This window comes from Marinicellulosiphila megalodicopiae, from assembly GCF_045862395.1.
Classification (GTDB): Bacteria; Pseudomonadota; Gammaproteobacteria; order Pseudomonadales; family Natronospirillaceae; genus Marinicellulosiphila; species Marinicellulosiphila megalodicopiae.
Map to the genome: position 1 here is coordinate 4,045,177 of NZ_AP023087.1, position 26,300 is coordinate 4,071,476.

A 26,300-nucleotide genomic window follows, 5' to 3' on the forward strand; every position below is an offset into this window, starting at 1 on the left:
TACAGGTTATTTCTATTCGCTTTATACTTCATATCTCTATTAAAATTTTGATAACGAATCTGAATAAGCAATGGCTAATTCTTCATGTCCTTTTTTATTATTATCAAATATTGTAATGATCTCCATCCAACCTTTTTTATCTAATACCCATAGAGATTCTCTGACTCTTCCTTTTTCATCAGACACACTCCAAAAAAATCCTTTTTCATATTGAGCAGGCTCTGAGACTACAAATTCGAATGTTTGATTTGCTTGATCAAAACTACTTAACGCCATTTTTTGCAGTGCATCTAAAGTAAGATTAGGGCTAGATTGTTGGAATCGTACAGCAAATTTAACACCTGAAACTGATGCGCTATATAACCATAAATCACGCTCTTTAACATTTTCAATATTTGGTTTTTTGATAAAATCTATTTGATATTCTGAATCCCCAATGGATTGTATATAACTGTCTGTTTTTGTCTTTGGCCACTGTGCATACACAAACAAACAAAACGCGACACAAACAAAGTAAAATGTAGGTTGTTTCAATAACGAACACTTTTTAACGGATTCATTAAGCTCTGGTTGCTCTGGCACATCATTTGTCATATTTTTTACTTAAATTATTTTATTAGAATTGAGTTTGAATTTTCATAATCCAAATACGTTGATGATTGAAAGTGTTTGTTAGATTTTTTTAAATTTCTAGATTCTAAAGCCACCGCTTCCATTTGCGTACGGCAACTTCCACCATTTAATATATGCAACGCTTCATCTATTTGAGGGTCATTCACATTTCCCCAATTATACATCAACGTATCTGCTACCACGCAGTCTGGATTAAAACCATTTATATAATTTCCTTCATTGTTTGCATTGGTCATTTGCATAGTAACTGGAAACAGAATACTTCCACAGATAGGAATTTGAGGCATAGCGAAGGGCTTACCACAACTTGCATGATCGCCGATTACCGTTACATTTGCATAAGGAAGCATCATATTAATCACCAATTCAGATGCAGAGCAGCTACCACTATCAATTAGAACAACTACTTCAGACGCGCCAATATCATATGTGTTATCCCAAAAACTAAAAGTACGATTATTAATACTTTGAAGTGAATTAAACTCATAATTTAGCATTGGCAGTTGGGAATGGGAGTTTCTTGCGTTTAATGAACTATTTACAATTGCAGTGGCTAAAGACACCAACCCACCTGAATTTGAACGTAAATCTAAAATTAAATTATCAACATTTTGATCACTAAAATACTCAAATGAATCATACAACTCTTCTGCGCTATATTTGGCAAATGAACGATATGCAAAATATCCTGTCGTTTGACCTGCGTTATCTATGACACTTGAAGTTTCAATCACATTGGTTGTGTAGCTGCCTCGCTCAATAGTTGCTTCATATACACTTGAATCCTCGCTGGAGCGCCAAACAAAATGTAAAGACTGCTTTTCATTATCATATCCAAATAAATACATATGGTAAGCATTCACTACATCTTTATCATCATCATTGTTTTTTAGGAACGTAAATATTTCATTTTTGCTGATTCCATCAATTGACAATATGGCATCGCCTCGTCGTAAGCCTGCTTCATATGCAGGAGAATTTTTTTCCACTACATAAAAAGTTAAACGGTCATCCTCAACATTTCCAGTATCGGATTCTATATAGATTGGTCTAAAACCAAATTTACCTGTGCTTATTCCTTGCCCAAATGACTGATCAAATGCAACCGCGTCTTCGACCCAAAAACTAAAGTCTTCTTTTCCATTTACCTTTAGTGCTTCGACCAAATCTGCAGATGGCAGAACTTGATAATCAGCTGGCACTTGAACGTCTTCATTAAATAGATAATCTGACTCAAAAATTGAAACAATCGCTTCATTTTTATCTTCTAAAGTACAAGATTGTTCTGCAATTTCAGGTTCATCACAAGCAGTGATCAACAAGGCATACACAACAATAAAAACCGATGAATATTTACGATACATAATTTAAACCCTTTAAAACTCGATACAGTATATGTCCTTTTCGATTAGATACTGTGAGAAAGTTGGGTAATTTACATTGTTGTGCAAAAAGAAACAATCTGATTTAAACTAGCTCACTTCTGATTTGGAGCAAAAACCCTGTGCGCTCATTCATATTTTTCACTATATTGTTATTTTGCTGCCAAACGAAACTTCGAGCTGAAAGCTTTGATGTTACTGTTGCTGTGGCTGCAAATTTTGCTGAGCCACTTAAAATTTTGATTAATGACTTTGAACGCGTGCATCCAAAAATCAAAGTAAATATGGTAATTGGCTCCTCTGGTAAATTATTTGCCCAAATCCAGCAAAATGCACCATTTGACCTATTTTTATCTGCCGACCAATCTAAGCCGTTAGCATTAATTGCAAGCGGTCATGCAATAAAAGATTCTCTTCATACTTATGCACAGGGTACGTTAGTGCTTTGGTCATATTCTGAAACACCACTAAATAATGAGTCATTAAAGACCTTTAAAGGTAAGTTAGCGATCGCAAACCCCAAAATTGCACCCTATGGCGAAGCTTCTATGGAAGTGATTCATCACTATGAAAACCCCAATATACAAATCATACAGGCCAATAATGTTCTTGGCGTTTTACAATATGTAAAAAGCCAATCCGTTGAAATGGGGTTGGTTGCACTATCATCTCTTTCTCAATTTCCCCTTACATCTTTAAATATTTGGCATGTAGACTCTGCTTTGTATTCACCGATATTACAAGACATGGTGATATTGAACGACAACCCACACACCCGTATTTTTTGGATCTTTTTACAATCTGAACAAGCAAAAATAGTGAAACATCAATTTGGTTATAAGGACTCGCAATGACAGAAGCTCAATGGATCGCAATTGCATTAACTTTCAAATTATCTGCCACTGTGACATTTTTACTTTTAATTATTAGCACGCCACTGGCATATTGGCTGGCACGTACACACAATCCACTAAAGCCATTCATTAATGCGATTTTTGCCTTACCACTTGTACTGCCTCCAACAGTCATCGGATTTTATTTACTAATCGCCTTTGGCCCAAATGGATTCATAGGACAAATCACTGAACAATTTGGTCTAGGAACTTGGTTATTTAGCTTCACAGGTTTGGTGATCGCATCATGTATTTACTCTTTACCATTTGTATTACAACCCATACAAAACTCCATTGCTGCTCTTGGCAATAATCCATTTGAATTAGCAAGTGTCATGCATTTATCTACTTTGAAAACATTCATTAAAATTGTTGTTCCTCAAGCAAAATTAGGGTTTTTAACCGCTGCTATTCTGGGGTTTGCACATACTGTAGGTGAATTTGGATTAGTATTAATTATTGGAGGGAATATACCTGGGCAAACTCAATTAGTTTCGCTTTTAATTTTTGAACATATCGAAGCATTAGAATATGAACAAGCCCACTTTCTTTCATTGTTTATGCTAATATTTTCATTCATTATTTTATTCGCCTTATATTTATTTAATCAACAAAAAAATATGGTGTGGGGAGGTGTAAAATAATGAAAAAAACTATAAATAATACATTAAAAAATACTATAAAAATTCAAACTAGCCTTGCATCGTTTAATCTTGATATTGAATTTAAAGTAAAACTTGGTATCACCTGTATTATTGGAAATTCAGGGGCGGGTAAAACCACCCTTTTACGTGCAATCGCAGGATTAGACCATAAGAAAAACGACAAGAACAACATCGTTGCTATTAAACAGGTTTGGCAAAACCACAACACATATATTGCTACACATAAAAGGCATATTGCCTTTGCTTTTCAAAGTGATAATTTATTTACACATTTAACCGTCAGTCAAAATATTAATTTAATTCCCTACAAGCAACAAAACCTATTTAAAAAATTAGAAACACTTTTAAAAATCACTGAATTAATGAATAAGTTTCCAGATGCGCTTTCAGGTGGCGAAAAACAAAGAGTCGCATTATTTAAAGCATTAATAATAAAAAGCGACATTATCCTACTAGATGAGCCGTTAAGTGCAGTGGATGCTCATCATAAAAAAGTCATATTAACTGCATTAAATAAACTAAAAACAGAATTAAACATACCAATTCTGTATATTTCTCATAATTATGAGGAAATTACTCATATTGCAGATCAGATTATATGCATTGAAAACGGCAAAAAAATATTTGATAGTCCTTTTTCATCACACATCATTAATCAGTATTTTCAAAGTTCCGAACCTAATAATATTGCGTCAATTTTTGATATGAACGTTGATACAAAAGAGGACAACGATGGACTCATCACACTACGTAATAACTATTTTTCAATTCGCACGACGAAAACTAATCAACTAACAAATGAGGTAAGAGTAAAAATTTTTGCAAAAGACGTCAGTATTTGCACAAAATTACCAACACACACAAGCATCATAAATATTTTAGAAGCACAGATTATTGAATGTACACATTTAGAGAACTCAACATTGATTAATGTTGAAATTAATGGACAACCCATTTATAGCTTAATAAGTTACCATTCGTTTAAGCAGCTGCAATTAACTCATGAAAAAAAAATATGGATTCAAATTAAAGCAATTAGCCTTAATTAAAACCCATATCATCGATAAATTAAATCAACGCTTCCTCTTCCAGTTTCGATGTTGGCACTCTTTCAGGTGCATCTTTTATTAATGTCGCCGCACTTAAAATTGGATACCACTCATAAATAAAATTGAGTTGATTCTTCCAAGCAATAAAATATGCATTTGCAATTTTTTCGATTTTGTTTTCAAGTCTTAGCAATTCATCTTTATGAACTGACTCAAGCGCACTGGCACCTTCGTTTTGATGAAAGTTACGTACTAAAATCTCACCTAAAAGATCATCCCCACTTAACTTACTAATGTTTCGTTCATGATTTACTAATAAAAATTTGACCGCTTTTTGGTACGGTTGCGTAGACAACAATTTCTTAATCGCTGTATATGCTTTGAACTCTTCAGTAACAAGTTCACCAAATTTATGTCGAAATCCCTTTGGATTTTCATTTAAAAATTGGTCTACAAAATCATGGTACGATTGTTCTTCAAACTGTTCCGTTCTATCTAACAAGTTAAAAGCACTATTGAATACGAATTTTTTTTGCTGAAATAACACGCCGCATCGCTCAACGATTGTATTGGTGTGTTTTTCGTATTCATCATAATTTTTTTTACCCAGTTTGTTTGAAAACCCCCTAAACATTAACTCTAGTCGTTTATGAGTCACCTCTATGCGTGTCACAATATCTGGATCAAATAACACGGGTTTTTGCCCGTCTTTTAACTGTGTATTTCCACGTAAAGATGTCACATCTAACAGTGGCCACGCTTTTTGCAAATTAACTTCTTTTTCTTCAAATCCATCTATATTTACAGGTTTGATAAAAGCCGCATCACCTGAGTAGTGATTATACAAAGTACGCAAAGGACTAAAGCAGTAATTTGCTCCATCCATCTGGGTAGATTGTGACTTAAACTTCTTAAATAAATTACCAAACATAACAAATCCCTCGTGAATCGTAATTTGTGACACTCTAATTTCTCAATTAACCCCACGTTAAAGACAAATACTGCTAGAGGAAAAACCTTTTCTACATTATTAAGATATATCAAATTAAAAATATAGGTTCATCTAAAGCTCAACAGTGTGCTTTTTTTCACAACTTAAATGATTAAAATATAACAGACTTCTCGTTTTTCACAGTTTTGTACTACTTTTAAAGGGATTTTTCATAATGTACGATTTTATAAACTATGGTTTTTTATAAAGTGCGGTTATTTATAAAGCTCGGTTATTTATAAAGTGCGGTTATTCAGAAAATACGATTTTCAGTTCGTTTAATGTGAGGCGTTTAACTGTTGCCCTGCGTATATTTTGATTTACTAGTTGAATAATCAGTTTTACAAGCACAACTAACTAAATTAAAGGAATGCAATTCATTTCTTGCGGGTTTAAATTGCTCATTGCTACAATGCATAAGCAATGGATTTATTGGTTTTGATTTTCTTGATCGATTGAATAATTTTTGAGGTGATATTATGTACTTTATTGGAGAGCGTGTTGACGCTTTAGAAAATTTGCAGGAGCGAATTTCACAACTGAGCAACAAATTAGTTACAGGTATCAATCAACCTGCCCGAACAATAAACTTAATTGCAACCGAGTCCATCGATACGCAATTTTTCACCCCAGATGAAATCTGCATTATTCGTCAAGGCATAGTGAAATCCAAACACGAACAAACTGCAATTTTTTATTATGAAAGTGGCGATATTATCGGCCTAAATGAAGCTCACGGTTTACATGAAATGAGTTATTCAAGTGAAGATCCCGTAATTTTAGATGTATATCAAGCAAACGACTTTTTAAGACATGTACTAGCCGATACTCAAACTCAAGCCATTTGGACAAGTTATTTGGTCACATTTAATGCCGCTATCACGTTATTTTTATCTCAATGGGTGAAAGCAAAACAACCGGTAAATGCCGGTTACTTAACTTTTAATAAAGGTGATGAGATCATTACTGAAGGAGATTTAGCCACCGAGGTTTACACGATCATAAAAGGCTCAGCTGAAGTGTATGTAAAAGATACTAAAGTGGGCGCGGTACTGCAGGATGAAATTTTCGGAGCCATGGCAGTATTTACAGGCGAAAGACGCACCGCATCTGTTATTGCTTGTGAAGATGACACGTCTGTCTTAGTTGTGCCAAAGGAAGATTTTATTCATTTAGTACAAGCGCATCCTAAAACAACAATTACGTTAATTGAAAACATGGCCCGACAAATAAAATCACTCAATGAACAGGTTATCGAAAAAACAGATCAGGTAATGATCTAGTTCTCGTCAATTACACATCACAATTCTAAAAAAATGTGACGCAAATCACCTTTAATTACACTAATGGACAATGTCCTACACGATTAACGGTGATTCCCTACTTTTTCCCCCATCCAATTATGAAACAATGCTCCTCGTCGACATGATGTCGATTGCTAGAAACACGGACAGGATAGACGTTTCATATTGCTAGATTTTGCAAAGCGACCAATTAGGAATCAAAAGAATTTTTTTGAAACGCCATGGAAGGCGATGACCAAACAATAACATGGAATCCCAGGATGGGCTAGGTTGATACGGAACCGATGGGGGAATAGTAGTGAGAGGGGATTTGATGCGGAGTCTTCATAAATGGCCAGGGCTGGCCATTACTCTTTTACTCTATTTTTTTATCTTATTTTTAAATCATCTAAATACAGTTTTTAAAAATGCACATCATAATCAAAACACCATCATACACAGATTCAAACACCCAACTATCAATAAGTTTCATCCCAAACTGCATCTAAAGCTTGCTGTAATTTATCCACTGCTATCACTTTGATCCCACTGATTGTTTTTTTAGGCGCATTGGCTTTGGGAACAATTGCTCGAGTAAATCCATGTTTAGCAGCCTCACGAATTCTTTGCTCGCCACTTACAACAGGACGCACCTCCCCACTTAACCCCAACTCCCCCAATACAATCAATTGAGATGAAACCGGCTTATTTCGCAAACTAGAAAGCACAGCGACTAATGAAGCTAAGTCGGCACTGGTTTCATTTATTTTCACACCTCCAACTACATTCAAATATACATCCTGATCACCTGTAAACACGCCACAGTGCCGATTTAAAATGGCAAGCAGCATAGACAAACGCTGATGATCCCAACCCACCACTACACGCTTAGGATTTGGCGAATGCGCATCATCAACCAACGCCTGCAGTTCGATCAACATCGGCCTTGTGCCTTCCCAGATTGTAGTCACAACTGAGCCTGGTGTTTCATCACTTTGCTTATTTAAAAAAATTGAAGAAGGGTTTTTTACTTCTTTTAAACCGGAATCGAGCATGGCAAACACCCCCAATTCATTCACCGCCCCAAAACGATTTTTGATCCCCCTTAAGGTTCTAAAACGTGAATCTGCGGTGCCTTCAAGCATAATCGAGCAATCAATCATGTGCTCTAACACTTTAGGACCTGCAAGTGATCCATCTTTTGTCACATGCCCAACTAAAAATAAAACCGTACCCGTTTGTTTTGCAAAACGAGTGAGGTACGCTGCAGATTCTCTTACTTGCGAAACAGATCCAGGTGCACTTTCAATTTCAGGTGAATGCACAACTTGAATGGAATCCACAACCAAAATAGCAGGTTTCAAGGAAGTAGCTAAATTACAAATTTCTTGCACATTGGTTTCAGAAGCAATTTTTAATTTATCAACAGGTAACCCTAAGCGATTTGCACGCATGGCAACCTGTTGTAAAGATTCTTCTCCGGTTACATATAACGCGCTATGAGTTTGAGCTAGTCGACACAATGTTTGTAAAAGTAACGTTGATTTACCTGCACCAGGTTCACCACCAATTAAAACAGCCGATCCAGGCACTACACCGCCACCAAGCACACGATCAAATTCAGAACTACCACTTGAAAAACGCGGTTGATCTGCCAAGTTTACTTCACCAAGGGTTTGTACATCAGCAACTTGACCTGAAAATCCATTAAAATTTGCATGGCGAGAGGCTGTTCCAGCTGATTCTTTAAATTCCTTAAGGGAATCCCAAGCTTTGCAACTTGAACACTGACCTTGCCATTTTGAATAATCACTACCGCATTCGGTGCAGACAAATTGAGTTTTTACTTTTGCTTTAGCCATATTATTTTATTTTTCATCAGGTATAAAAAAGCCCTTCATTTAAAATATTTAAATGAAGGGCATATCAATCGCTACTTATTATTTATGGTAAGCAGGACTTAATTCAACCACTGCATCAACAAATGCTTTTGCATGATCTGGGTTTGCAAACTGATGAATACCGTGACCCAAGTTAAATACATGGCCCGATCCATTACCATAACTTTTTAAGATTTTAGCCACTTCATCACGAATTCTAGCAGGAGATGCATACAATACAGATGGGTCCATATTCCCTTGCAGCGCTACTTTATCGCCAATTCGTGCACGTGCATTTGCAATATCCGTCGTCCAATCCAACCCTAAAGCATCAGCACCGGACTCAGCCATCACCTCTAACCATTGACCTGCGCCTTTAGTAAACATAATACAAGGCACTTTTCTTCCTCGAGCTTCTTTTTTAAGACCTTTTACAATCTTATTCATGTAAGCCAAGCTAAATTCTTTATAACAATCATGGCTTAACGCACCGCCCCAAGTATCAAAGATTTGTACGGCTTGTGCACCTGCATCAATTTGCGCATTTAAATAATCAATTACACTGTCGGCTAATACATCTAATAATTGATGCATGACATCTGGCGTTGCATACATCATTTCTTTTACATGACGAAAGTCTTTAGATGATCCACCTTCAACCATGTAGGTAGCAAGCGTCCAAGGACTTCCTGAAAAACCGATTAAAGGCACCTTACCGTTCAATTCGTTTGAAATCGTGCTTACTGCATTTGTAACATAACCTAAATCAGAAGCCACATTGACTTTTTGCAATCCCGCTACGTCTTTTTCTGTACGGATTACTTTTTCAAATTTTGGACCTTCGCCGGTTTCAAAATATAAACCTAAACCCATCGCATCAGGAATCGTCAAAATATCAGAGAATAAAATCGCCGCATCTAAATCAAATCGACGAAGTGGTTGCATAGTCACTTCACAGGCAAAATCTGCGTTTTTGCAAAGACTCATAAAATCACCTGCATCTGCGCGTGAAGCACGATATTCAGGTAAGTAACGTCCAGCTTGGCGCATCATCCAAATTGGCGTACGGTCAACAGGTTGTTTTAATAAAGCACGTAAAAAGCGATCGTTTTGTAATTCAGCCAAAATCATTCCCCAAAATTTAAGATTTGGGCATTATACATAAGGATTCTTGGAAAGACACAAACTTGCACACAACTATTGCACGAACCTATAAATTCAACTCAAACATTGATGTAGACACCCATTCAGCCATGCTAGAATGCACTCTCTTTATCAACACCATTCAAAGGCTGTCCATGTCTCTTTTTGAACAATATGCGTCATCAATTTTACCTGTTTGTGCTTTGTTACTTATTTTAGGCTGGGCAATCTGCATTTACCTTTTTATTGCCAACCGCTCCAAACAAACACACATTAGCACCTTAGAAAATCACATCATTGAGCTAAATCAATCCATTTCAACTCATGCAAGCCAAGCCAGCTTTGACCAACAATTATTGCAAAGAAATCTTTCAGATATCAATCAACTAAATACCAAGATACAAAGCCTTCAACAAGAAACGGATTCTCTAAGGCATGCTCAGTCTCAGTTAAAAATACAATTAAGTGCATTACATACAAAAAATATTAATTTAGAAAACACCAATCAATCCGCATTAAAAAGAGAGCAATTATTGTCTGATCGACTTCTTGCCTTACAAGAAAAATATCAAACAACCCACACTCAATTTACAGAATTACAAACCATCCTTACTGAAAAAGAAAATAATTTTGCCGAACAGAAACAACAATTCCTAGAAACTAAATCTCAATTAACATTAGAGTTTGAACAAATCGCCCATAAAATTTTTACGCAAAAAAATCAAGATTTCAATCAAAGCTCCCAACAATCTTTGAACCATTTATTACAACCTTTTAAAGAGCAAATTGATGGATTTCAAAAACGCATTAACGAAGTACATGATCAAACCATAAAAGGGCATACCGCACTCGATTTAGAAATCAAAAAGATTTTAGACATTGGATTACAAATGAGTGCTGAGGCAGATACTTTATCAAAAGCATTAAAAGGTGATAAAAAACTATCAGGTAATTGGGGAGAATTTCAATTAGAAAAAACATTACAAATGGCTGGATTAATGAAGGACGAACATTATCAATCTCAAGCTCACTATAAAACTTCAACTGGCAAGAATCAGTATCCAGATTTTGTTATTCATTTACCTGATAACAAACAGATGATTTTAGATAGCAAAGTGTCTTTAGTCGCTTATGATCAAGCGATCAGTGCCGACACTCGTGAATTGATCAATCTAAGCATGCAATCTCATATAAAAGCGATAAAAAATCACATAGACGATTTATCAAAAAAGGACTATGACAAACTCCCAGAAATAAATAGTCCAAGTTTTGTATTGATGTTTATGCCGATTGAACCTGCTTATATTGAAGCCATGAAATTTGACTCGAGTTTATTTAGTTATGGTTATCAAAAAAATGTAATTTTAGTATCCCACACAACATTAATGCCCATTTTAAGAACCGTAGCAAATTTATGGATGATGCAAAAAGGCAATCAAGAAGCAAAAATGATAAGTGAACGCGCTGCAGACATTTACAATAATGTATGTTTAATTTCAGAAAGACTCAATAAAGTCGGCCAAAATATAGGAACACTGAGTCATAATTTTAATGACACAATCAAAGCGGTTTCTGGAAAACAAGGATTGATTGGAAAGGTTGAAAAGTTCACTCAACTTTCAAGTAAAGCGAATAAATCAATGTCCGAAATCAAACCAATTAATTTAGACATTGATAAAGTTGAGTTAGCTATTGATGAGTAATCAGCAAAGAGCTTTGTTTAATTATGGATTGTTTTTTTGTTTCATCCAAGTTTTGGTGCAGAATATAGATTATTACACCATGAGCAATGGCAATGATTGCCTCAGCTTGATTCACATCTTTATGCAATCGACTTAATATCAAGTCATAATCTGGACTTAAACTGAAGTTAATGGCGTGCTCTTTTTCCATTACAAACGTTGTAAATTCAAGTGGACGATTTAACCAAAACTGAATATACAAATTATAAGCTTCAATTTCAGAATAACTTCTAGAGATATGTTGTTGGGCATTTTCCAACACTCTGTCCCATAAAGCCTGTAAAATTTCAGTTTTATTTTTAAAATAGTAATAAATAGAAGGTGGCGCACACCCTATTTGACTCGCTATTTTTCGCAATGACACCTTGGGCTCATTTGCTAAAATTAATTTTTCGCAAGCATTTAAAATTGCGTCTTTGGAAATCATCGGGTTACTTCACTATTAATATTCAGGAAGGAATAATTTAACAGTGGTCAGCCAGTTACAATATTGTAATTCGGTGTACATTTGTAACAGATAGTAATTGTTAATTTTATTAAGTAGTTTTGTTTTTTTTCTTTTCAGTATGTTAACTTATGCTATCCTTAATAGTAGCATTTGATTTCATCAAGGATAGTAACCGAAGTAAGATGTAACTTATGTAAATTCGCAAGACAACCAAACTCGTTATCTTGTAAAAAATAATAAGAATTTAAGGTTTTGAAATGACAGACATTTTAATAATTGATGACTCACCTACTCAAGCTGCAAGCCAAAAACGAATCTTACAAAGCTATGGATTTAATGTCACTTCAGAAAGTGATGCCACTTCAGGAATATTAGCAGCAAGATCCAGCATGCCCGATTTGATTTTAATGGATATTGTCATGCCAGGAATGAACGGTTTCCAAGCTACGCGCAAATTATCAAAAGACCCATACACTAAAAGCATCCCTGTGATTTTAGTCAGTACAAAAAATCAAAAAATAGATCGTGTTTGGGGTGCCAGACAAGGCGCCAAAGCATATATTGCAAAGCCTGTGGATCCAACAGAATTGATCAATGCAATTAACGAGTGTTTAAATCAAACAACAATTTAATTTTTTAACTCCTTCCTAGACATTCAATTTTCAATGGGACGAGTGAATGCTTAAATTAAGCAGTAAGCTCGCTTTGATGCATTGCCTCTAAATTTGCAAATAATGCCTGCATAGGTGCAAGCAAAGGTTTAAAACTTAAATTTCCGGGTGTTGAATAAAATTGTGAGGTAATTTCAGATAAGCTGAATGACTTATGATTAGGTTGCGACTGAGTTGCAAGCGTTAAAGCATCGGTTGCTTTAATGGGGATTAGTCCTTGAGAAAATAATTCGCTTTTTAAAAAATTCACCTGATTAAAAGTAATATTTCCAACATCAAAATGATTAGCTATCGATTGAAGCAATAAGTGCTGACTTGAGATACTTACACTATCGGTAAGCTTGGTTTCTTTTTCCTTAATTCCTGTTTTTTGTACAGATTCAGCATCAGAAACTCGTTGCCCTGATGTTTGAAAATTTGAATATTGATCAATTGCAGAAAGAAGCATAAGCTGCCATCCAAATAAAATAGTTGAACATGTTATTTGTATTACAAAAAACATGCCTACTATTTTTTATATATAAATCAACAACTTACAATTCTTCATACAAAAGTTTTATAGCTTTATGCAATAGTTTGCCGTATTACATTACGTATTTTGGATGATTTTATCCAGTTCAGGAATGCATGATCCGCAATTGGTTCCACATTTTAAAACACGCCCTAACGCTTCAGATGTTGTGCATCCTTCTTTTATTGCCTGTTTAATTTGATTCTCACCAATCTGAAAACAAGAACAAATAATTGCACCTACATCTACTGCTCCAGATTGATCCTGCCCAGTTAAAACTTGATATCGCTGTACACCTGTAAATGATTCACCTATTTGCTTAGCTGGCCAATTTTTGTCAACCAACCCTGTTTGATCGGGACTGATAAACAATAGCAATTCTAATTTTTCACCTTTGAATCCCGCCAATCGAATATGATCAGTTTGTGCGTCTTTAACTGACACCCAATCTTTAATATGCGCAAATAAATTCTTAACTCGTCGAATGGCAAATTCAGATTCACATAAATCCGCCAGGGTATACATAACCGATTGATGTATTAAATTCTTACACCAATAATCAAATGAGATCTCTACTTCAGAATTACAAAATAACAAACCATGCCATTTCGCCTTAAAAGGACTTACTGTCACCGCTGTTGATTTAAACTGAGGCTGTCCACTTAATTGATCAACAATCGCTGGAACTAAAGAATCGACTCTTGCTGCTGAGGCAAATGCATCACTCCAATGAATCGGAGCAAAAATCATAGACATTTGTTGCTCTTCATCAATTGCAGCCTTTGCCAAAAAGCGGGCGCTGTTGTTATCTAATTGAATAATTTGTTGATCTTGTATATTTAATCTTTGAGCATCACTTGGGTGTATTTGTACAAATGGCTCTGGAGTATGACTATGCAATCGGTTAACACTGCCTGTGCGTGTCATGGTATGCCATTGATCTCTTATGCGCCCTGTATTTAATATCAATTGATCTTTCTTTAAATGATGAATTGGCGATGCAGGTTTAATGGCAATCATTTTTGCCTTGCCGTTATCTGTAAAAAACTTCCCATCACAGAACATTCTTTTTTGCCCATTAGGCAGCTGTTTGGTTACAGGCCACTGAATAGGTTTGAAATTTAAATACTCTTCTTTGCTGATAGTTTCTAAATTAGAAATATCAAACGCGTTATTTTTAGAGCTATTTATTCCTGATAATTTTGCATGCTCTACAAAAATTTCATGGCTATCTTTATAATCAAACGCCTCCCCAAAACCCATTTTTTTCGCAAAGTCACACATAATTTCCCAGTCATGTTTTGCCTGCCCTGGAGGCTCAATAAATCCTTTTTGTAATGAAATTCTTCTTTCAGAGTTGGTAACTGTCCCTTGTTTTTCAGACCATGTTGATGCAGGTAATAATACATCTGCCAGTTTTGCAGTATCTGTATTACTCATACAATCACTGACAACTACTAACTCACACTTTTGCAAAGCTTGTTTAACAAAATCAGCATTAGGCATACTGACAACAGGATTGGTTGCCATAATCCATATTGCTTTAATTTTTCCATCGTTCACTGCATTAAACATATCAATGGCTTTTAAGCCTTGTTTGGATGCCATATTTTGAGCTTGCCAAAAATCACTTACATACTGCACATCACTTTGATTTGCAAAATCCATATGAGCGGCAAGTTGATTGGCTAACCCACCCACTTCTCGACCACCCATTGCATTTGGCTGTCCAGTAATTGAAAAAGGTGTTGCACCAGGCTTTCCAATTTTACCTGTGGCTAAATGGCAATTGATAATGGCATTGCCTTTGTCAGTACCAGTAGCAGATTGATTAATCCCTTGAGAAAAAATAGTCACGACTTTTGGATTTTGAGCAAACCACTCAAATGCCGTCTGAATATCTTTTGCATTCACCTTACAAGCTAATGCAACATCTTCAATATTGGCAGTTTCAACCATAGCAGCACTGATTGCATCATCAAATCCATCGCAATGATTTTGAATAAACACCTCATCTATGTAGTCGTTTTGATAAAGATAGGCAAGTAATCCATTAAAGAAATAAGCATCCGATCCTGATGCAATCGGTAAATGTAAATCTGCCACTTCACAAGTTGCAGTACGACGAGGGTCGATCACAACAATTTTTGTCCCTTTTTGTTTTTGTGCTTTTACTATTCTTTGAAAAATAATTGGATGTGCATAGGCAGCATTTGATCCAACAAAAACAATGACCTCAGCCTCTTCAAAATCTTCGTAGCAACCAGGTACCACATCATTACCAAAAGCACGTTTATGCGCCACTACAGCAGATGACATACACAAACGCGAATTCGTATCAATATTGGCAGAACCCAAAAAGCCTTTCATTAATTTATTGGCAACATAGTAATCTTCAGTTAACAATTGTCCAGAAACATAAAACGCAACCGCATCACTGCCATGTTTATTAATGATTTTTTTAAATTTATCTGATGTAAAAGTAAGTGCTTGATCCCAAGATACTTCTTCACCATGAATTTTAGGTGTCACTAATCGGTTATCATTTACTAAAGTTTCATGTAACGAAGAACCCTTTACACATAATCGCCCTAAGTTTGCCGGATGATCCGCATTACCTTTAACAGTTATTTGATTGTCTTTTTTATTTACACTCACACCACAACCTACACCACAATATGGGCAGGTTGTATTAGCGATAAAATCAGTTGCTATAATACTCATATAAAACTACTTATCTTCTAAATTTAAAGCTTGTTCGCCAAATATTAAATTAGGTAAAAGCTTAGAAATATCTTGTTGTTGCTGCATTAAATCAAAATAAAATGGCCCACTTGATACATCGCCAAATAACACAATACCAATAATTTTATTATCTTGAATGATTAATTTACGATACACCGATTCTTGATCGTCCTGTACGCAAACAGCATAGTTATCTTTTGTTTCAACCTGCCCTGCAGAATATAACTGCACACCAGATACTTTCAATTTAGTGGCAATATCTTGTTGGATAAATGCATTTTTTTCATTTTTAAATAAGCGATACGCCAAGGTTTTTGCTTGGCGCCACAATGGATCGACCAACCCAAATGTTTGGCCATCATGCTCAATGCATTCACCAATTGCACTGATGCAGGGATCACTGGTTTGCATGTAATCGTCTACTTGAATGGCCCGATTACCTTTCAAACCAGCTTGAATGCCAATCTCGCTATTTGGGGTAATTCCCGTTGCAATAATCGCTAAATCAAAAGCTTCAACTTCTTTTGATTTAAATTTAACTGACTGCAACACTTCATCACCTAAAAATGAATCAACCTCATCTTGCAAACGAAACGTGATATTCATTTTTTGCATTATGGATTTAAGCATGTCGCCACTAATTTTATCCAACTGTCGATTAAGCAACCATCCGCTTCTGTGTAATAGCGTTACCTTCACTCCTTGCTGCGCTAAACCATAAGCCGCCTCTAACCCCAACAGTCCACCACCTACAACCAATGCATTTTGACTACATTCACATTGATTCAGTATTTTGTGAGTGTCTTCGATTGTTCTAAAAAAGATAATATTTTTAAGGTGGAGGTTTTGTGCAGGTATTTGACTGGCTCGTGAACCCGTTGCAATCACTAATTGATCATACTCAACGCGCTGATCATTAAACAAAGTAATCACTTTGGACACTGGATTGATGTGTTTAGCGCTCTGACCTAGTATTAGTGAAATTCCATTATTTTGATACCATGCTTCATCTTTTTGAATAATTGAGTCCACAGAGGCAGTTTTGGCCAAAATACTTGAAAGCATGATTCGATTATAACTGCCATATCCTTCGGCACTGATGACGCTGATTCGATATTGATTCGTATGTAATTTCATCATTTCATCTAAAAAACGGCCTGTCACCATGCCATTTCCGATAATAACTAAATGAGGTAATGTGTTGATTTTTGGGGTCATTGGACTGATTTAAATGTCTAAACAAAATAATTAAGCAAATATCAAGCCATTCGTTAAAATCGTACTTTTCCCTTTTAGAATCAACAACCTACATTAAACATTTCAATAAAAACCAATATCTTTTTGATAGATTCGCACCAAAACAAAGCAATAAATTAATACCTTGCTTTGTTTTATTGTAAACTGGCCGAACTTGATTTTAATATTTCATTAGCATGGGCAAGGGTTCGATCTGTAATATCAATACCTCCAATCATTCGCGCAATTTCATGAGTACGTTGCTTTTTATCCAAAGAGCGGATACTCGATATAGTTTGATTAGCCACTTCGGCCTTTTCAACCAACCAATGTTGACTGGCCTGACTTGCCACTTGCGACAAATGCGTTACACATAGTAATTGAGCATGCTTTCCTAACGCACTTAATTGCTTCCCAACCATTTGCGCCGTCGCCCCACTAATACCAATATCAATCTCATCAAAAATCATAGTCGGCACACAACTACGTTGTGCGCATATCACAGCAATCGCTAAACTAATACGTGACAACTCACCACCTGAAGCGCTTTTTTGCAATGCTTTAAAATCTTGCCCTGCATTAATCGCTACTTCAAATTCAATTTGCTCAGTACCAAATTCATTATATTGTTCAGCTGATAGTTTAATTGTTTTACAACGAAATTGTGCACCTGACATATTTAACCAAGATAACTGCTCGCAAATCGCTTCGTTAAATTTAGGAATTGCGACCATTCGAGATTTATTTAATTTTTTGCAAAGCTTCAAATATTGCTCATGCAACTTTAAAACCTTTGGTTTAAGCTGTGTTATTTGCACATCACTGCTATCTAATTGCGCTAATTGCTCGCACAACAAACTATAATGAGATTCAAGCGCATCCGCACTCACACCATGTTTTCGCGCTAAATCATAAATTGTTGATAGTTGCTGCTCTGTCTCTAATAACACCTGTGGGTCGGTTTCTAAATTTTGCGAAAAATGCTCAATATTATTTAAAGATTCATCAATTTGAATTTGCGCACTTTGTAATAACTCAAGAGTGTCTTGTAATTCGGGATACATTTTTAACAAGGGAAGAATTTGACGTTCACATTGAGCAATACCTGCCGCTGGATTAAACGACTCATCATTTAATATGTTTTGCGCAGACTCTAGATGCAGCATTGTGTTTTGAATTTGGCTTTGAGATTTTTGTATCGTTTCTAGTTTTTCGATATGTTCAGGCGATAATTCTAATTCACACATTTCGTCAATTTGATAATTCAAAAGTTGGCGCATAGCATGGTATTCATCGCTATTTTGCAGTAATTCATTGAGCTCATTATTGGCTTTTTTCCACTTATAAAAGGTGTCTTTTACAGAAGCTGCCAAGGAATCATTACCCGCATAATCATCAAGAAGACGCCTATGATTACTTGCCTTTAATAAGCTTTGGTGTTGATGCTGACTATGTATATCAATCAACATAGAACCAATTTCTTTTAGCTGCACCAAAGTAACAGGTTGCCCATTTACAAACGCTTTACTGCGCCCATCCTTTGCAATGGTTCTGCGTAATATGCAATCGAATTGTTCATCTAAATCATGTTCAACCAACCAATTATGAGCGATGGTTTGATTTCTGATATCAAAACTAGCAGACACATCTGCACGCGCCTCGCCATTTCGAACAATACCTTGCTCGGCACGCCCCCCTAAGGTCAAATTTAAAGCATTTAATAAAATCGACTTACCCGCTCCGGTCTCTCCAGTTATAGCAGTCATACCGGACTGAATATCTAGAAAAATCTCCTTAGCCAATACAAAATTACGAATAGATAGTTGAGTTAACATAATCAATCCCACTGGTTAAACAAACAATACAATGCATTTAAGCTGTGTATTTATACAGTATAGTTAAAATTCAAGCAATGGGATTTTTATTTTAAATATGCAGCTCACTTATGAGCATTTGCTACAGGCATAAAAAAACCCAAAAACACGTTGTTTTTGGGTTAATGTTTAATAAATACGCTTTATTAGAAACTTTTACCAACAGTAAAATCTAAACCAAATCCGGTGATGATCCCTTCAGTTTCAAAACCAACACCTTCTGTACTGCCATCATCACAAGCATAAGCATCTTCTAAATAAACGGTTTGACGCAAACCACCACCTAATTTAACGCTCATACCGCTATCCCAACGCCAAGCATAACCACCAAATGCAACGGCATCAAAATTAGACAATGAACAATCGACCGAGCTCACATCGGTTGAAATAGTACCGTAAGTCATTTCAACAGCTGTATAAAAACTGTTTACATCACGGCCATCCATAAAGTATTCGCCACGCGCACCCAAACCAAATAAAGATATCGAGTCAGTACCTAGGGTATATTTCGCCATATTTATTACTGGCCCAACTGTAATATTGTCAGACACACCATCCATCACATCAAGGTCAACATTTACCTACGCCTAAATTAAATAAAAGACATTAACAACGAACATACAACACAAAGCTAAAAGCCCAATTCCAAAGCACATAGATCGCATCAATTTAATATTGAACAAATAACAAACAACATATAAAAATCTTGATATTGAATAAACCAGCGCACTGAAACCCAGCCAATTTGAGTTCACTTGCATCAAAATCCCTACAAACGCTAAAATCAAAAACAACGAAAGTGTTTCATTTAAATTACTTAATGCTCGATGACTTCTAAATAAAAATGACTCATGATTAGGTTCAATTGGAAATCCTGGTTGTTGTTTTTTGATAATTGAAGTTGCATCAAAAATAAAGACATTCAAAAGAAAAATAAATGCAATGACAATTAATGCAACAAACGTTAAAAAATACTCTTGATACATAGTCAAACCTTTTTAAAATATTAAATTTAATTTTTAGATGGAATATAACGCACAATAAAACTCAAACTAATAATCGTTAAAAACAATAATGCATTAGCAGGCGCTTGCAAATTAAAATCAACCGTAATATGTATCAGCATATAGATGATACCCATTGCGCACCCAAATGCGACACCTTGGTATAATTTTGTTTTACGCTGTCGCATAGTTTGAAAGTTTAAGAACAACGCATACAAACAATATAAACCCAACATTATTGTTATGGGCACACCAAACTCAACTGCAAATTGTACATAATCATTATGTGCATGATCATAAAACAAGGAATACTCTTCGGGCTGATAGGACGGAAATACACCATAAAAGCTCCCACCGCCTGTACCTGTCCAAAAATTCTCTTGGATAATTGGCAAACTATCTCGCACTACTTCATCACGAGTTTCAGATGCAAAACTGGTTTCAACAATTCGATCCTTTACTTTTTCTAAACCAAATAACATTCCCACCACAATAATATCAATAATGAATATACTCAATACTATCCACTTTAATGTGATTGGCGGTTTACGATAATAAAAAATAGCAAAAATCGAAACCATAAAAAACGCAACAAAAAATGCTGAGTTCCCCATTCGTGATCGGCTTAAGATCAAACCGATTATCATAATGATAATACCCAAACGCAATATGAATTTTTTACTTAATAACATCTCAAGCAAATCACGTAATAGCGCCTTACCACTTAGTAATTGTTTTTCTGTTTTTAATTCACTTAGCATTAACCCGATTGCCAAACACAAAACCAAACCCAAATAATTAGCAAAATGATTTTGATAAACAAACGACCCTCTTGCTCGATCACCTTCATTAAATCCAAATACAATCGACTCTTGAATACCCAATAAATTAATTGCTGATCCATAAGTAGTTTGAATACAGCCTGCAACCACAACAAATCCTAAAAATAATCTTAGTGTTTTTTGATTATATATATATTGGCAAATCAAAATAATAAAAAAAATAAACCCTAGAGTTTTTAAAAATAATTGTTGGGTTTGATATACATCAGCACTACACACAAATTGAAATACACAAACGGATTGAAGCATCAAAAATCCAGCTAACAAAACAGGGGCGCTAATAACATAAAACGTAAAACGATTTTGAATAATGGTTTGTTTTTTAATGAAACATAAAACTAAATGCAAAAACATCAGACTAAAAATTATTAATTCTAATAAAGACCAAGCCCAAATTCGATTACTACCAAGTGGTATGGGAGACCAAACCATAACCAAACCCAACAACCAGACCATCCAAGTTGAATGCTGCGAACCTGCTATTTGTATACTATTCATAAATGCGTTTTCTTAGGTAAAAAAAAAGAGCCTGCGGCTCTTTTTTTAATAAATTTAAAATTTAATTAGGTGATGCTGTATTTGCACCAGTATTGCTGTTGCTACCAAAATTACTATTTGAAGGTCTTGGTCTTACAGGTGTCGGCGCATTAGTTACAGGTGGTTGAACATTTTGAACCACTACCGGTGCTGGTGCTGGTGCTGGTGCTGGTTGTACTGGTTGCTCAACTGGAATCTCAGGTACTGTTTGATTACCGCCTGCGCCTGCGAATTCTTGTGTAATTGCATTTACTGCATCTGTATCTAAATTATTAGTCAACGCTAGGGCCGTTAATTCATCGTTATCAACAACTCCAGTTTGTGCAGCAGCAGTTAAAATTGCTAATGAAGCGCCTTCACTATCATCATTTGCTATGGCTTCATTGATTATTTCGTTTGAAAATGATGGCGCGCCTTTAATTGCTGCTTTTGCAATAACGGAAGACTCTACGCCTTTTTCTTTTGCAGACTTCATTATACTTTTAATTTGTTCAATATCTGTACCAGCTTCACTTACTGCTTGCTCAATAATTAAATCAGCAGATTCTGGGTTGTCCAGCAATGCTTGATCAACAACAGATTGCAACGTTTCACCATTTGCTAATGCTTGTAAAACTTGTGTACTAAACTCTTCAGCTGATATTGCAGCAATCGCGCTATTTGCACTAAATGCCAAAGCGATTGTTAGTCCCGTAATTTTTAATGTTTTAAACATGGTTATTTCCTCAATGTTTATATTTTGTCAGGTTTCAATGGCGCAAAGTATATACTATGTAAATGTGATGTAGTAGCGATTTTGTGCTTTTTTTAATCAGGTTTATAAGAATATTTTGCAATAGAAAACTAAAAAAATACGACTTAATTTAATGCAACCAAATTGCAATAAAACCTAACACCGATCAATTATTCATATTCTGCAAAACAATCAACTCATTCATTTAAATTGAGATAACCCCTGCAAAGCAAATCCCTGAAAACCATCTAAATTAAAACCACGGCATAATTGTTGACTTTCTTTAGATTCAATGTGAGACGCTATCACTTTTATACCTATGCCATGGCAAATATCAGTCGTACTTTGGATATAAAACTGCGTATCGCTTTGTGCTATATCATCAATAAACGCGCCATCTAATTTCACATAATCGATATTAAGATTTTTAATATATTTAAATGATACAAAACTTGAACCAAACCGCTCAATTACTACAGAAAAATTTAAACGCTTAAGTTCACTGATCAAAATTTTGGCATGCTCTGTAGAAGCCAGCACAGCTGACTCGTTAATTTCAAAAACCAACAAAGGCAATTCATCTTTAAAATGTGACAACAACTCAATTAACCAATCTATAAACTGTAAATCTTGCAAAACAAAATTACTGATATTAATACCATAACGCACCATTTTATTTGGATTAAGCAATAGTTGACTAATAATAAACGTCACCACGGTTCGCTCCAAAGCATTGGCCAAACCAAGGCGTTCTGCCGCTGCAAACACTTCATGCACAGGTACTTGCTCAGCGCCATCAATAAACCGCACAAAGGTTTCCTCATAAAGTGTCTTTTGCTCTCGATCAAAAATAGGCTGTGTGCTGATTTTTAGTAACGCTTTTAATTTCAACGTGTATTGCACAAACATACGCGCATCTATATGAGAAAATCCATCGTCTTTATTATTTAGCCCGAGCACTTCATCTTTTTGTATATATTGATGCAGCAGTTTTTGCCACTGCAAACGAGAACGTGAACTGCTCACCATTTGTTGATGAATTTTAGCAGGGTCGGTCGGTATAAATAATTTTTGCGTCAATCCATTATCTAAATGAGACAAAACAGTCGAGAAAACCTCACCTCTTTTCACATCAACATACACAAAATGCGCAAAACCATTTGGGTAACGACTGCTTTGCTCTACGTTAAAATGTTCTAAAAGTTGCTTTTGAATATTAATGGGCTGACATATTGGATCCAACACCGATACACACAATTCTGAACCAGACAACCTAAACACTACAACTTCTAAAATATTTTTCATTGCAGATTGCACATGCCTTATAGCTTGTTTCACATATTCATCGCCGCCGCCATATCCTTCGGTTTCATTCACTTCTTTTAATGAAGGCAGCGTAATTAAAAACAATAAAAAACGCGAATCATGTTGCTCTCGTAATGCCTGCTGATTTGTAAAATGCTGACTGGCTGAACGACGATTTGGCAAACCAGTTAAGTTATCAATATACGCTTCACGAATCAGGGATTCATTACTAGCCGTGTGCTCCGAAAAACTGCGTCTTATATTATTAGCCATAAAATTAATCGCATGCACCACAGCTGCCAAGTCTCGGCTATAGGGCTTAACTTCATTTAAAACAAACTGTTTTTTTGAAATTCGATTTGCCTGGGTTTCTATCGAGCGTAACGTGCTAGTTATGGCCCTTATAAACAAAAAAGACACCACTAAAACAAACACAAATTGAAGCGCACTGGCCCAAAGTGATTGTTTAAAATGCTGCCACAATGCCCTATATGCTTTACCTGGGTGCGATTGAATGTTTAAAACACCAAATGGCAACCACCCTGAATTAACCTCACTTTGCATAATTGGAGGTGACAATTTTATTACATGTAAAAACCAAAACGGCACACCTTCTAACTCAAATGGATTACTATTTTTAAGGAGCACCTCTCCATCGGACCGTACTAACTCAAGGCTATAATAATACCCACTATCAAACACAGCATTAGACATGGTTTGTGCCACAACCAAACCAGGCTCATCTAAATAAGGTGTGATCGCTAACCCCAAATTATTTGCTGCATCCTGAGCATGTGACGCTAATTGATCATCCAAATAAGATTTCATACTGGTTATGTTATTGGCTAAAGAAGCACAAAAAGAATACAGCACCACCACAAAGGCAAGTAAGTACAGTTGCGAACCGAGTTTCATTTAAGATCCTTTCAAGCCTTCAAATCAGACTTACAAATTAATACAGATATATACAAATTGTAGTCAAAGAACGGATTCTCGCTATTAAACGAAGCAATGACATTAAACCAAAACGCTTACCCAGCCCTAAAAACCAAAAGCGCATGCCATATAAAACATACCCTTAAAGTTATATTGGCGTATATCATTTGTATACAATGTATTTCATGTCTCATTTAATTTTCTTAATTCAATTTAAAATACACTCTAATCCAACCCCTAATCCAACTCTCTCGGTGTTCTATGAAAAAATTCCATCTAACAGTGTTTTCTGTTTTGCAAATGCTACTTGCAAGCTGCATTGTCGACCCAAACGCAAATACAAACACTCAAACTGAAACAACAACACAGTCAATGACTCAAACTGAAACAGCAACACAGTCAATGACTCAAACTGAAACAATGACTGATTCAAATACAGATACAAAAACCGACACTCAAGTAACCATGGACATCATTCCAAATGCCACATCTGAAGGTCGTCCATATTGCCGTAACGCAGAAAGTGACCCTGACGGCGATGGTTGGGGCTGGGAAAACAGCGCATCATGCATTATGTACCAAGGTAACTCTGATCCTGGTGTGGGGAATTTTGATTATTGCGTAGTGGGCGAAGTACAAACCACTTTATGTGCTGCAGATAATGGAAGCTGGGGATTAGAAAATAACAACATATGTTTATCTCAATCCATGTGTCCTGGGATGGGTAATGATATTCAAACTCCTATTAGAGTTGATCTAGTGAACCCCAATGCAAATAATAAAACACAACAAGTGTATGACTATTTACGATCTCAATGGGGCAACCATATGTTATCGGGCATCATGGATTTAACTTGGGATGACAGCGTTGATATGGAGCAACGAGTCATAAACGATACAGGTAAGTCCCCTGCGATTATGGGTTATGATTTCATGAATTATGGTATCGACAATCAATTCTTAGGTGGTTTACAACAAACCGAAGAAGCCATTGCTTTTTGGAATAAAGGGGGGCTCATTTCACTTACTTGGCACTGGCGTGATCCAAATGTTTCAGGTCAAACCATTGGAGAATTTTACACTCAAACTGATTCGAAACCTGAAGGCACTGCATTTGAAATACCCATTTCAAATAATCAATTAGATGTAAACAGCAGTGATTTTGCCAATATCATCAATGATATTGATTTGATCGCAGGTGAACTGCAAAAACTTGAAACGGCCAACGTACCGGTTTTATGGCGCCCATTGCACGAAGCTTCAGGTGGATGGTTTTGGTGGGGTACAGCTAACAGAACAGATGACGTGCCACCTGCTTATGCCCAGATATTAATGTGGCGATATTTATATGACCGTTTAACTAATCATCATGGTTTAAATAACTTAATATGGCAATGGAATGGGCAGTCAGCAGCTTGGTACCCAGGAGATGAATACGTCGATATCACAAGTTACGACGTATACGCTACAGCACAAGATTACAGCTCCCAAATTAGTATCTACAACGAAACGAAAATGTCATCACAAGAAGTAAAAATGGTCGCCATGAGCGAAAACTCCAATATTCCTGACCCAGATAATATGCAAGCAGACAATGCTTGGTGGTTATACTTTTTAGTTTGGAATGACGGTTATTTAAGTGAAGGTGAAGGTATATCTCATGAAAATAATTTCTGGACAGGTGAACATTACAACACCAACGCCCACAAGCAACACATATACAACCATGATTTAGTCATCACACTGGATGAATTGCCTAACTTTTAAACTTCGTTATAAAATGCGTCTCTGAATGAT

Annotated in this window: 22 protein-coding genes; 7 read left to right on the forward strand and 15 right to left on the reverse strand. The window is 35.8% G+C overall.

The annotated features are described in order from the left end of the window. Positions 1 to 39: 39 nt before the first annotated feature. Positions 40 to 594, reverse strand: a complete 555-nt coding sequence (locus TYM08_RS17445; protein ID WP_422380427.1) for a hypothetical protein — start codon at positions 592 to 594, stop codon at positions 40 to 42. 14 nt (positions 595 to 608) lie between these two features. Then, a complete protein-coding gene (locus TYM08_RS17450) occupies positions 609 to 1,997 on the reverse strand; it encodes a S41 family peptidase (protein ID WP_422380428.1) in 1,389 nt (462 codons plus the stop codon). Positions 1,998 to 2,137: 140 nt separating this feature from the next. Between TYM08_RS17450 and modA the strand changes: the two genes are divergently transcribed. From modA to TYM08_RS17465, 3 genes are read left to right on the forward strand one after another with little or no spacing between them, the layout of a single operon-like run. Continuing rightward, entirely contained in the window at positions 2,138 to 2,869 is a 732-nt protein-coding gene (modA, locus tag TYM08_RS17455) for a molybdate ABC transporter substrate-binding protein (protein WP_422380429.1), read from the forward strand. Next, positions 2,866 to 3,552 carry a molybdate ABC transporter permease subunit gene (modB, locus tag TYM08_RS17460; RefSeq protein WP_422380430.1) on the forward strand — a complete coding sequence of 229 codons (687 nt, stop codon included), beginning with the start codon at positions 2,866 to 2,868 and terminating at the stop codon, positions 3,550 to 3,552. The genes modA and modB overlap by 4 nt, the downstream gene beginning before the upstream one ends. Continuing rightward, the gene (locus TYM08_RS17465) at positions 3,552 to 4,622 is read left to right on the forward strand and encodes an ATP-binding cassette domain-containing protein (RefSeq protein WP_422380431.1); all 1,071 of its coding nucleotides are present in this window, start codon (positions 3,552 to 3,554) and stop codon (positions 4,620 to 4,622) included. Before modB ends, TYM08_RS17465 begins: the two co-directional genes overlap by 1 nt. Positions 4,623 to 4,641: 19 nt before the next feature. Here the strand turns inward: TYM08_RS17465 and TYM08_RS17470 are convergent, their stop codons facing one another. Further along, positions 4,642 to 5,553, reverse strand: a complete 912-nt coding sequence (locus tag TYM08_RS17470; protein WP_422380432.1) for a hypothetical protein — start codon at positions 5,551 to 5,553, stop codon at positions 4,642 to 4,644. A gap of 539 nt (positions 5,554 to 6,092) precedes the next feature. On the opposite strand from TYM08_RS17470, the gene TYM08_RS17475 reads away from it, so the two are divergent. Continuing rightward, positions 6,093 to 6,896, forward strand: coding sequence for a Crp/Fnr family transcriptional regulator (locus TYM08_RS17475; protein ID WP_422380433.1), 804 nt, complete (start codon positions 6,093 to 6,095; stop codon positions 6,894 to 6,896). A 479-nt stretch (positions 6,897 to 7,375) separates the two neighbouring features. On the opposite strand, the gene radA is transcribed toward TYM08_RS17475, so the two are convergent. Continuing rightward, entirely contained in the window at positions 7,376 to 8,758 is a 1,383-nt protein-coding gene (gene radA / locus TYM08_RS17480) for a DNA repair protein RadA (protein WP_422380434.1), read from the reverse strand. Between the two features lie 78 nt (positions 8,759 to 8,836). Next, positions 8,837 to 9,901 carry a uroporphyrinogen decarboxylase gene (gene hemE / locus TYM08_RS17485; RefSeq protein WP_422380435.1) on the reverse strand — a complete coding sequence of 355 codons (1,065 nt, stop codon included), beginning with the start codon at positions 9,899 to 9,901 and terminating at the stop codon, positions 8,837 to 8,839. Between the two features lie 173 nt (positions 9,902 to 10,074). Between hemE and rmuC the strand changes: the two genes are divergently transcribed. Further along, positions 10,075 to 11,622, forward strand: coding sequence for a DNA recombination protein RmuC (gene rmuC, locus TYM08_RS17490; RefSeq protein ID WP_422380436.1), 1,548 nt, complete (start codon positions 10,075 to 10,077; stop codon positions 11,620 to 11,622). Here the strand turns inward: rmuC and TYM08_RS17495 are convergent. Further along, on the reverse strand, positions 11,609 to 12,088 hold the full coding sequence (locus TYM08_RS17495) for a TetR/AcrR family transcriptional regulator (RefSeq protein WP_422380437.1): 480 nt from the start codon (positions 12,086 to 12,088) through the stop codon (positions 11,609 to 11,611). The genes rmuC and TYM08_RS17495 overlap by 14 nt on opposite strands. A 278-nt stretch (positions 12,089 to 12,366) precedes the next feature. Here TYM08_RS17495 and TYM08_RS17500 point away from each other — a divergent pair, with 278 nt between their 5' ends. Beyond that, on the forward strand, positions 12,367 to 12,741 hold the full coding sequence (locus TYM08_RS17500; protein ID WP_422380438.1) for a response regulator: 375 nt from the start codon (positions 12,367 to 12,369) through the stop codon (positions 12,739 to 12,741). A gap of 55 nt (positions 12,742 to 12,796) precedes the next feature. On the opposite strand, the gene TYM08_RS17505 is transcribed toward TYM08_RS17500, so the two are convergent. The 9 genes from TYM08_RS17505 to TYM08_RS17545 all read right to left on the reverse strand — a co-directional run bounded on the left by TYM08_RS17505 (position 12,797) and on the right by TYM08_RS17545 (position 24,482). Further along, positions 12,797 to 13,228 (reverse strand): hypothetical protein, encoded by a 432-nt coding sequence (locus TYM08_RS17505; RefSeq protein ID WP_422380439.1) that lies wholly within the window; start codon positions 13,226 to 13,228, stop codon positions 12,797 to 12,799. Positions 13,229 to 13,369: 141 nt separating this feature from the next. Beyond that, the gene (locus tag TYM08_RS17510) at positions 13,370 to 16,015 is read right to left on the reverse strand and encodes a molybdopterin-dependent oxidoreductase (RefSeq protein WP_422380440.1); all 2,646 of its coding nucleotides are present in this window, start codon (positions 16,013 to 16,015) and stop codon (positions 13,370 to 13,372) included. A gap of 6 nt (positions 16,016 to 16,021) precedes the next feature. After that, on the reverse strand, positions 16,022 to 17,254 hold the full coding sequence (locus TYM08_RS17515; RefSeq protein WP_422380441.1) for an NAD(P)/FAD-dependent oxidoreductase: 1,233 nt from the start codon (positions 17,252 to 17,254) through the stop codon (positions 16,022 to 16,024). A 173-nt stretch (positions 17,255 to 17,427) separates the two neighbouring features. Further along, a complete protein-coding gene (recN, locus tag TYM08_RS17520) occupies positions 17,428 to 19,107 on the reverse strand; it encodes a DNA repair protein RecN (protein ID WP_422380442.1) in 1,680 nt (559 codons plus the stop codon). A gap of 185 nt (positions 19,108 to 19,292) precedes the next feature. Continuing rightward, positions 19,293 to 19,697 carry a hypothetical protein gene (locus tag TYM08_RS17525; protein WP_422380443.1) on the reverse strand — a complete coding sequence of 135 codons (405 nt, stop codon included), beginning with the start codon at positions 19,695 to 19,697 and terminating at the stop codon, positions 19,293 to 19,295. Positions 19,698 to 19,733: 36 nt separating this feature from the next. Continuing rightward, complete coding sequence (locus tag TYM08_RS17530; RefSeq protein ID WP_422380444.1) at positions 19,734 to 20,132, reverse strand: MAPEG family protein; 399 nt, start codon at positions 20,130 to 20,132, stop codon at positions 19,734 to 19,736. Positions 20,133 to 20,158: 26 nt separating this feature from the next. Then, positions 20,159 to 21,490, reverse strand: coding sequence for an O-antigen ligase family protein (locus TYM08_RS17535; RefSeq protein ID WP_422380445.1), 1,332 nt, complete (start codon positions 21,488 to 21,490; stop codon positions 20,159 to 20,161). Between the two features lie 61 nt (positions 21,491 to 21,551). Next, positions 21,552 to 22,244 (reverse strand): hypothetical protein, encoded by a 693-nt coding sequence (locus TYM08_RS17540; protein ID WP_422380446.1) that lies wholly within the window; start codon positions 22,242 to 22,244, stop codon positions 21,552 to 21,554. A gap of 219 nt (positions 22,245 to 22,463) precedes the next feature. Next, positions 22,464 to 24,482 (reverse strand): EAL domain-containing protein, encoded by a 2,019-nt coding sequence (locus TYM08_RS17545; RefSeq protein ID WP_422380447.1) that lies wholly within the window; start codon positions 24,480 to 24,482, stop codon positions 22,464 to 22,466. A gap of 282 nt (positions 24,483 to 24,764) precedes the next feature. Here TYM08_RS17545 and TYM08_RS17550 point away from each other — a divergent pair, with 282 nt between their 5' ends. Next, the gene (locus tag TYM08_RS17550; protein ID WP_422380448.1) at positions 24,765 to 26,270 is read left to right on the forward strand and encodes a glycosyl hydrolase; all 1,506 of its coding nucleotides are present in this window, start codon (positions 24,765 to 24,767) and stop codon (positions 26,268 to 26,270) included. Positions 26,271 to 26,300: the final 30 nt, after the last annotated feature.

Excerpts from the sequence above, each read along its gene's own strand:
- TYM08_RS17535 (WP_422380445.1), bottom strand. The coding sequence starts at position 21,490 with ATGAATAGTATACAAATAGCAGGTTCGCAGCATTCAACTTGGATGGTC.
- TYM08_RS17470 (WP_422380432.1), bottom strand. The coding sequence starts at position 5,553 with ATGTTTGGTAATTTATTTAAGAAGTTTAAGTCACAATCTACCCAGATG.
- radA (WP_422380434.1), bottom strand. The coding sequence starts at position 8,758 with ATGGCTAAAGCAAAAGTAAAAACTCAATTTGTCTGCACCGAATGCGGT.
- rmuC (WP_422380436.1), top strand. The coding sequence starts at position 10,075 with ATGTCTCTTTTTGAACAATATGCGTCATCAATTTTACCTGTTTGTGCT.
- TYM08_RS17530 (WP_422380444.1), bottom strand. The coding sequence starts at position 20,132 with ATGTATCAAGAGTATTTTTTAACGTTTGTTGCATTAATTGTCATTGCA.
- TYM08_RS17540 (WP_422380446.1), bottom strand. The coding sequence starts at position 22,244 with ATGTTTAAAACATTAAAAATTACGGGACTAACAATCGCTTTGGCATTT.
- TYM08_RS17495 (WP_422380437.1), bottom strand. The coding sequence starts at position 12,088 with ATGATTTCCAAAGACGCAATTTTAAATGCTTGCGAAAAATTAATTTTA.
- TYM08_RS17445 (WP_422380427.1), bottom strand. The coding sequence starts at position 594 with ATGACAAATGATGTGCCAGAGCAACCAGAGCTTAATGAATCCGTTAAA.
- TYM08_RS17500 (WP_422380438.1), top strand. The coding sequence starts at position 12,367 with ATGACAGACATTTTAATAATTGATGACTCACCTACTCAAGCTGCAAGC.
- TYM08_RS17515 (WP_422380441.1), bottom strand. The coding sequence starts at position 17,254 with ATGACCCCAAAAATCAACACATTACCTCATTTAGTTATTATCGGAAAT.
- recN (WP_422380442.1), bottom strand. The coding sequence starts at position 19,107 with ATGTTAACTCAACTATCTATTCGTAATTTTGTATTGGCTAAGGAGATT.
- TYM08_RS17450 (WP_422380428.1), bottom strand. The coding sequence starts at position 1,997 with ATGTATCGTAAATATTCATCGGTTTTTATTGTTGTGTATGCCTTGTTG.
- TYM08_RS17545 (WP_422380447.1), bottom strand. The coding sequence starts at position 24,482 with ATGAAACTCGGTTCGCAACTGTACTTACTTGCCTTTGTGGTGGTGCTG.
- TYM08_RS17475 (WP_422380433.1), top strand. The coding sequence starts at position 6,093 with ATGTACTTTATTGGAGAGCGTGTTGACGCTTTAGAAAATTTGCAGGAG.
- TYM08_RS17510 (WP_422380440.1), bottom strand. The coding sequence starts at position 16,015 with ATGAGTATTATAGCAACTGATTTTATCGCTAATACAACCTGCCCATAT.
- TYM08_RS17505 (WP_422380439.1), bottom strand. The coding sequence starts at position 13,228 with ATGCTTCTTTCTGCAATTGATCAATATTCAAATTTTCAAACATCAGGG.
- TYM08_RS17465 (WP_422380431.1), top strand. The coding sequence starts at position 3,552 with ATGAAAAAAACTATAAATAATACATTAAAAAATACTATAAAAATTCAA.
- modB (WP_422380430.1), top strand. The coding sequence starts at position 2,866 with ATGACAGAAGCTCAATGGATCGCAATTGCATTAACTTTCAAATTATCT.
- TYM08_RS17550 (WP_422380448.1), top strand. The coding sequence starts at position 24,765 with ATGAAAAAATTCCATCTAACAGTGTTTTCTGTTTTGCAAATGCTACTT.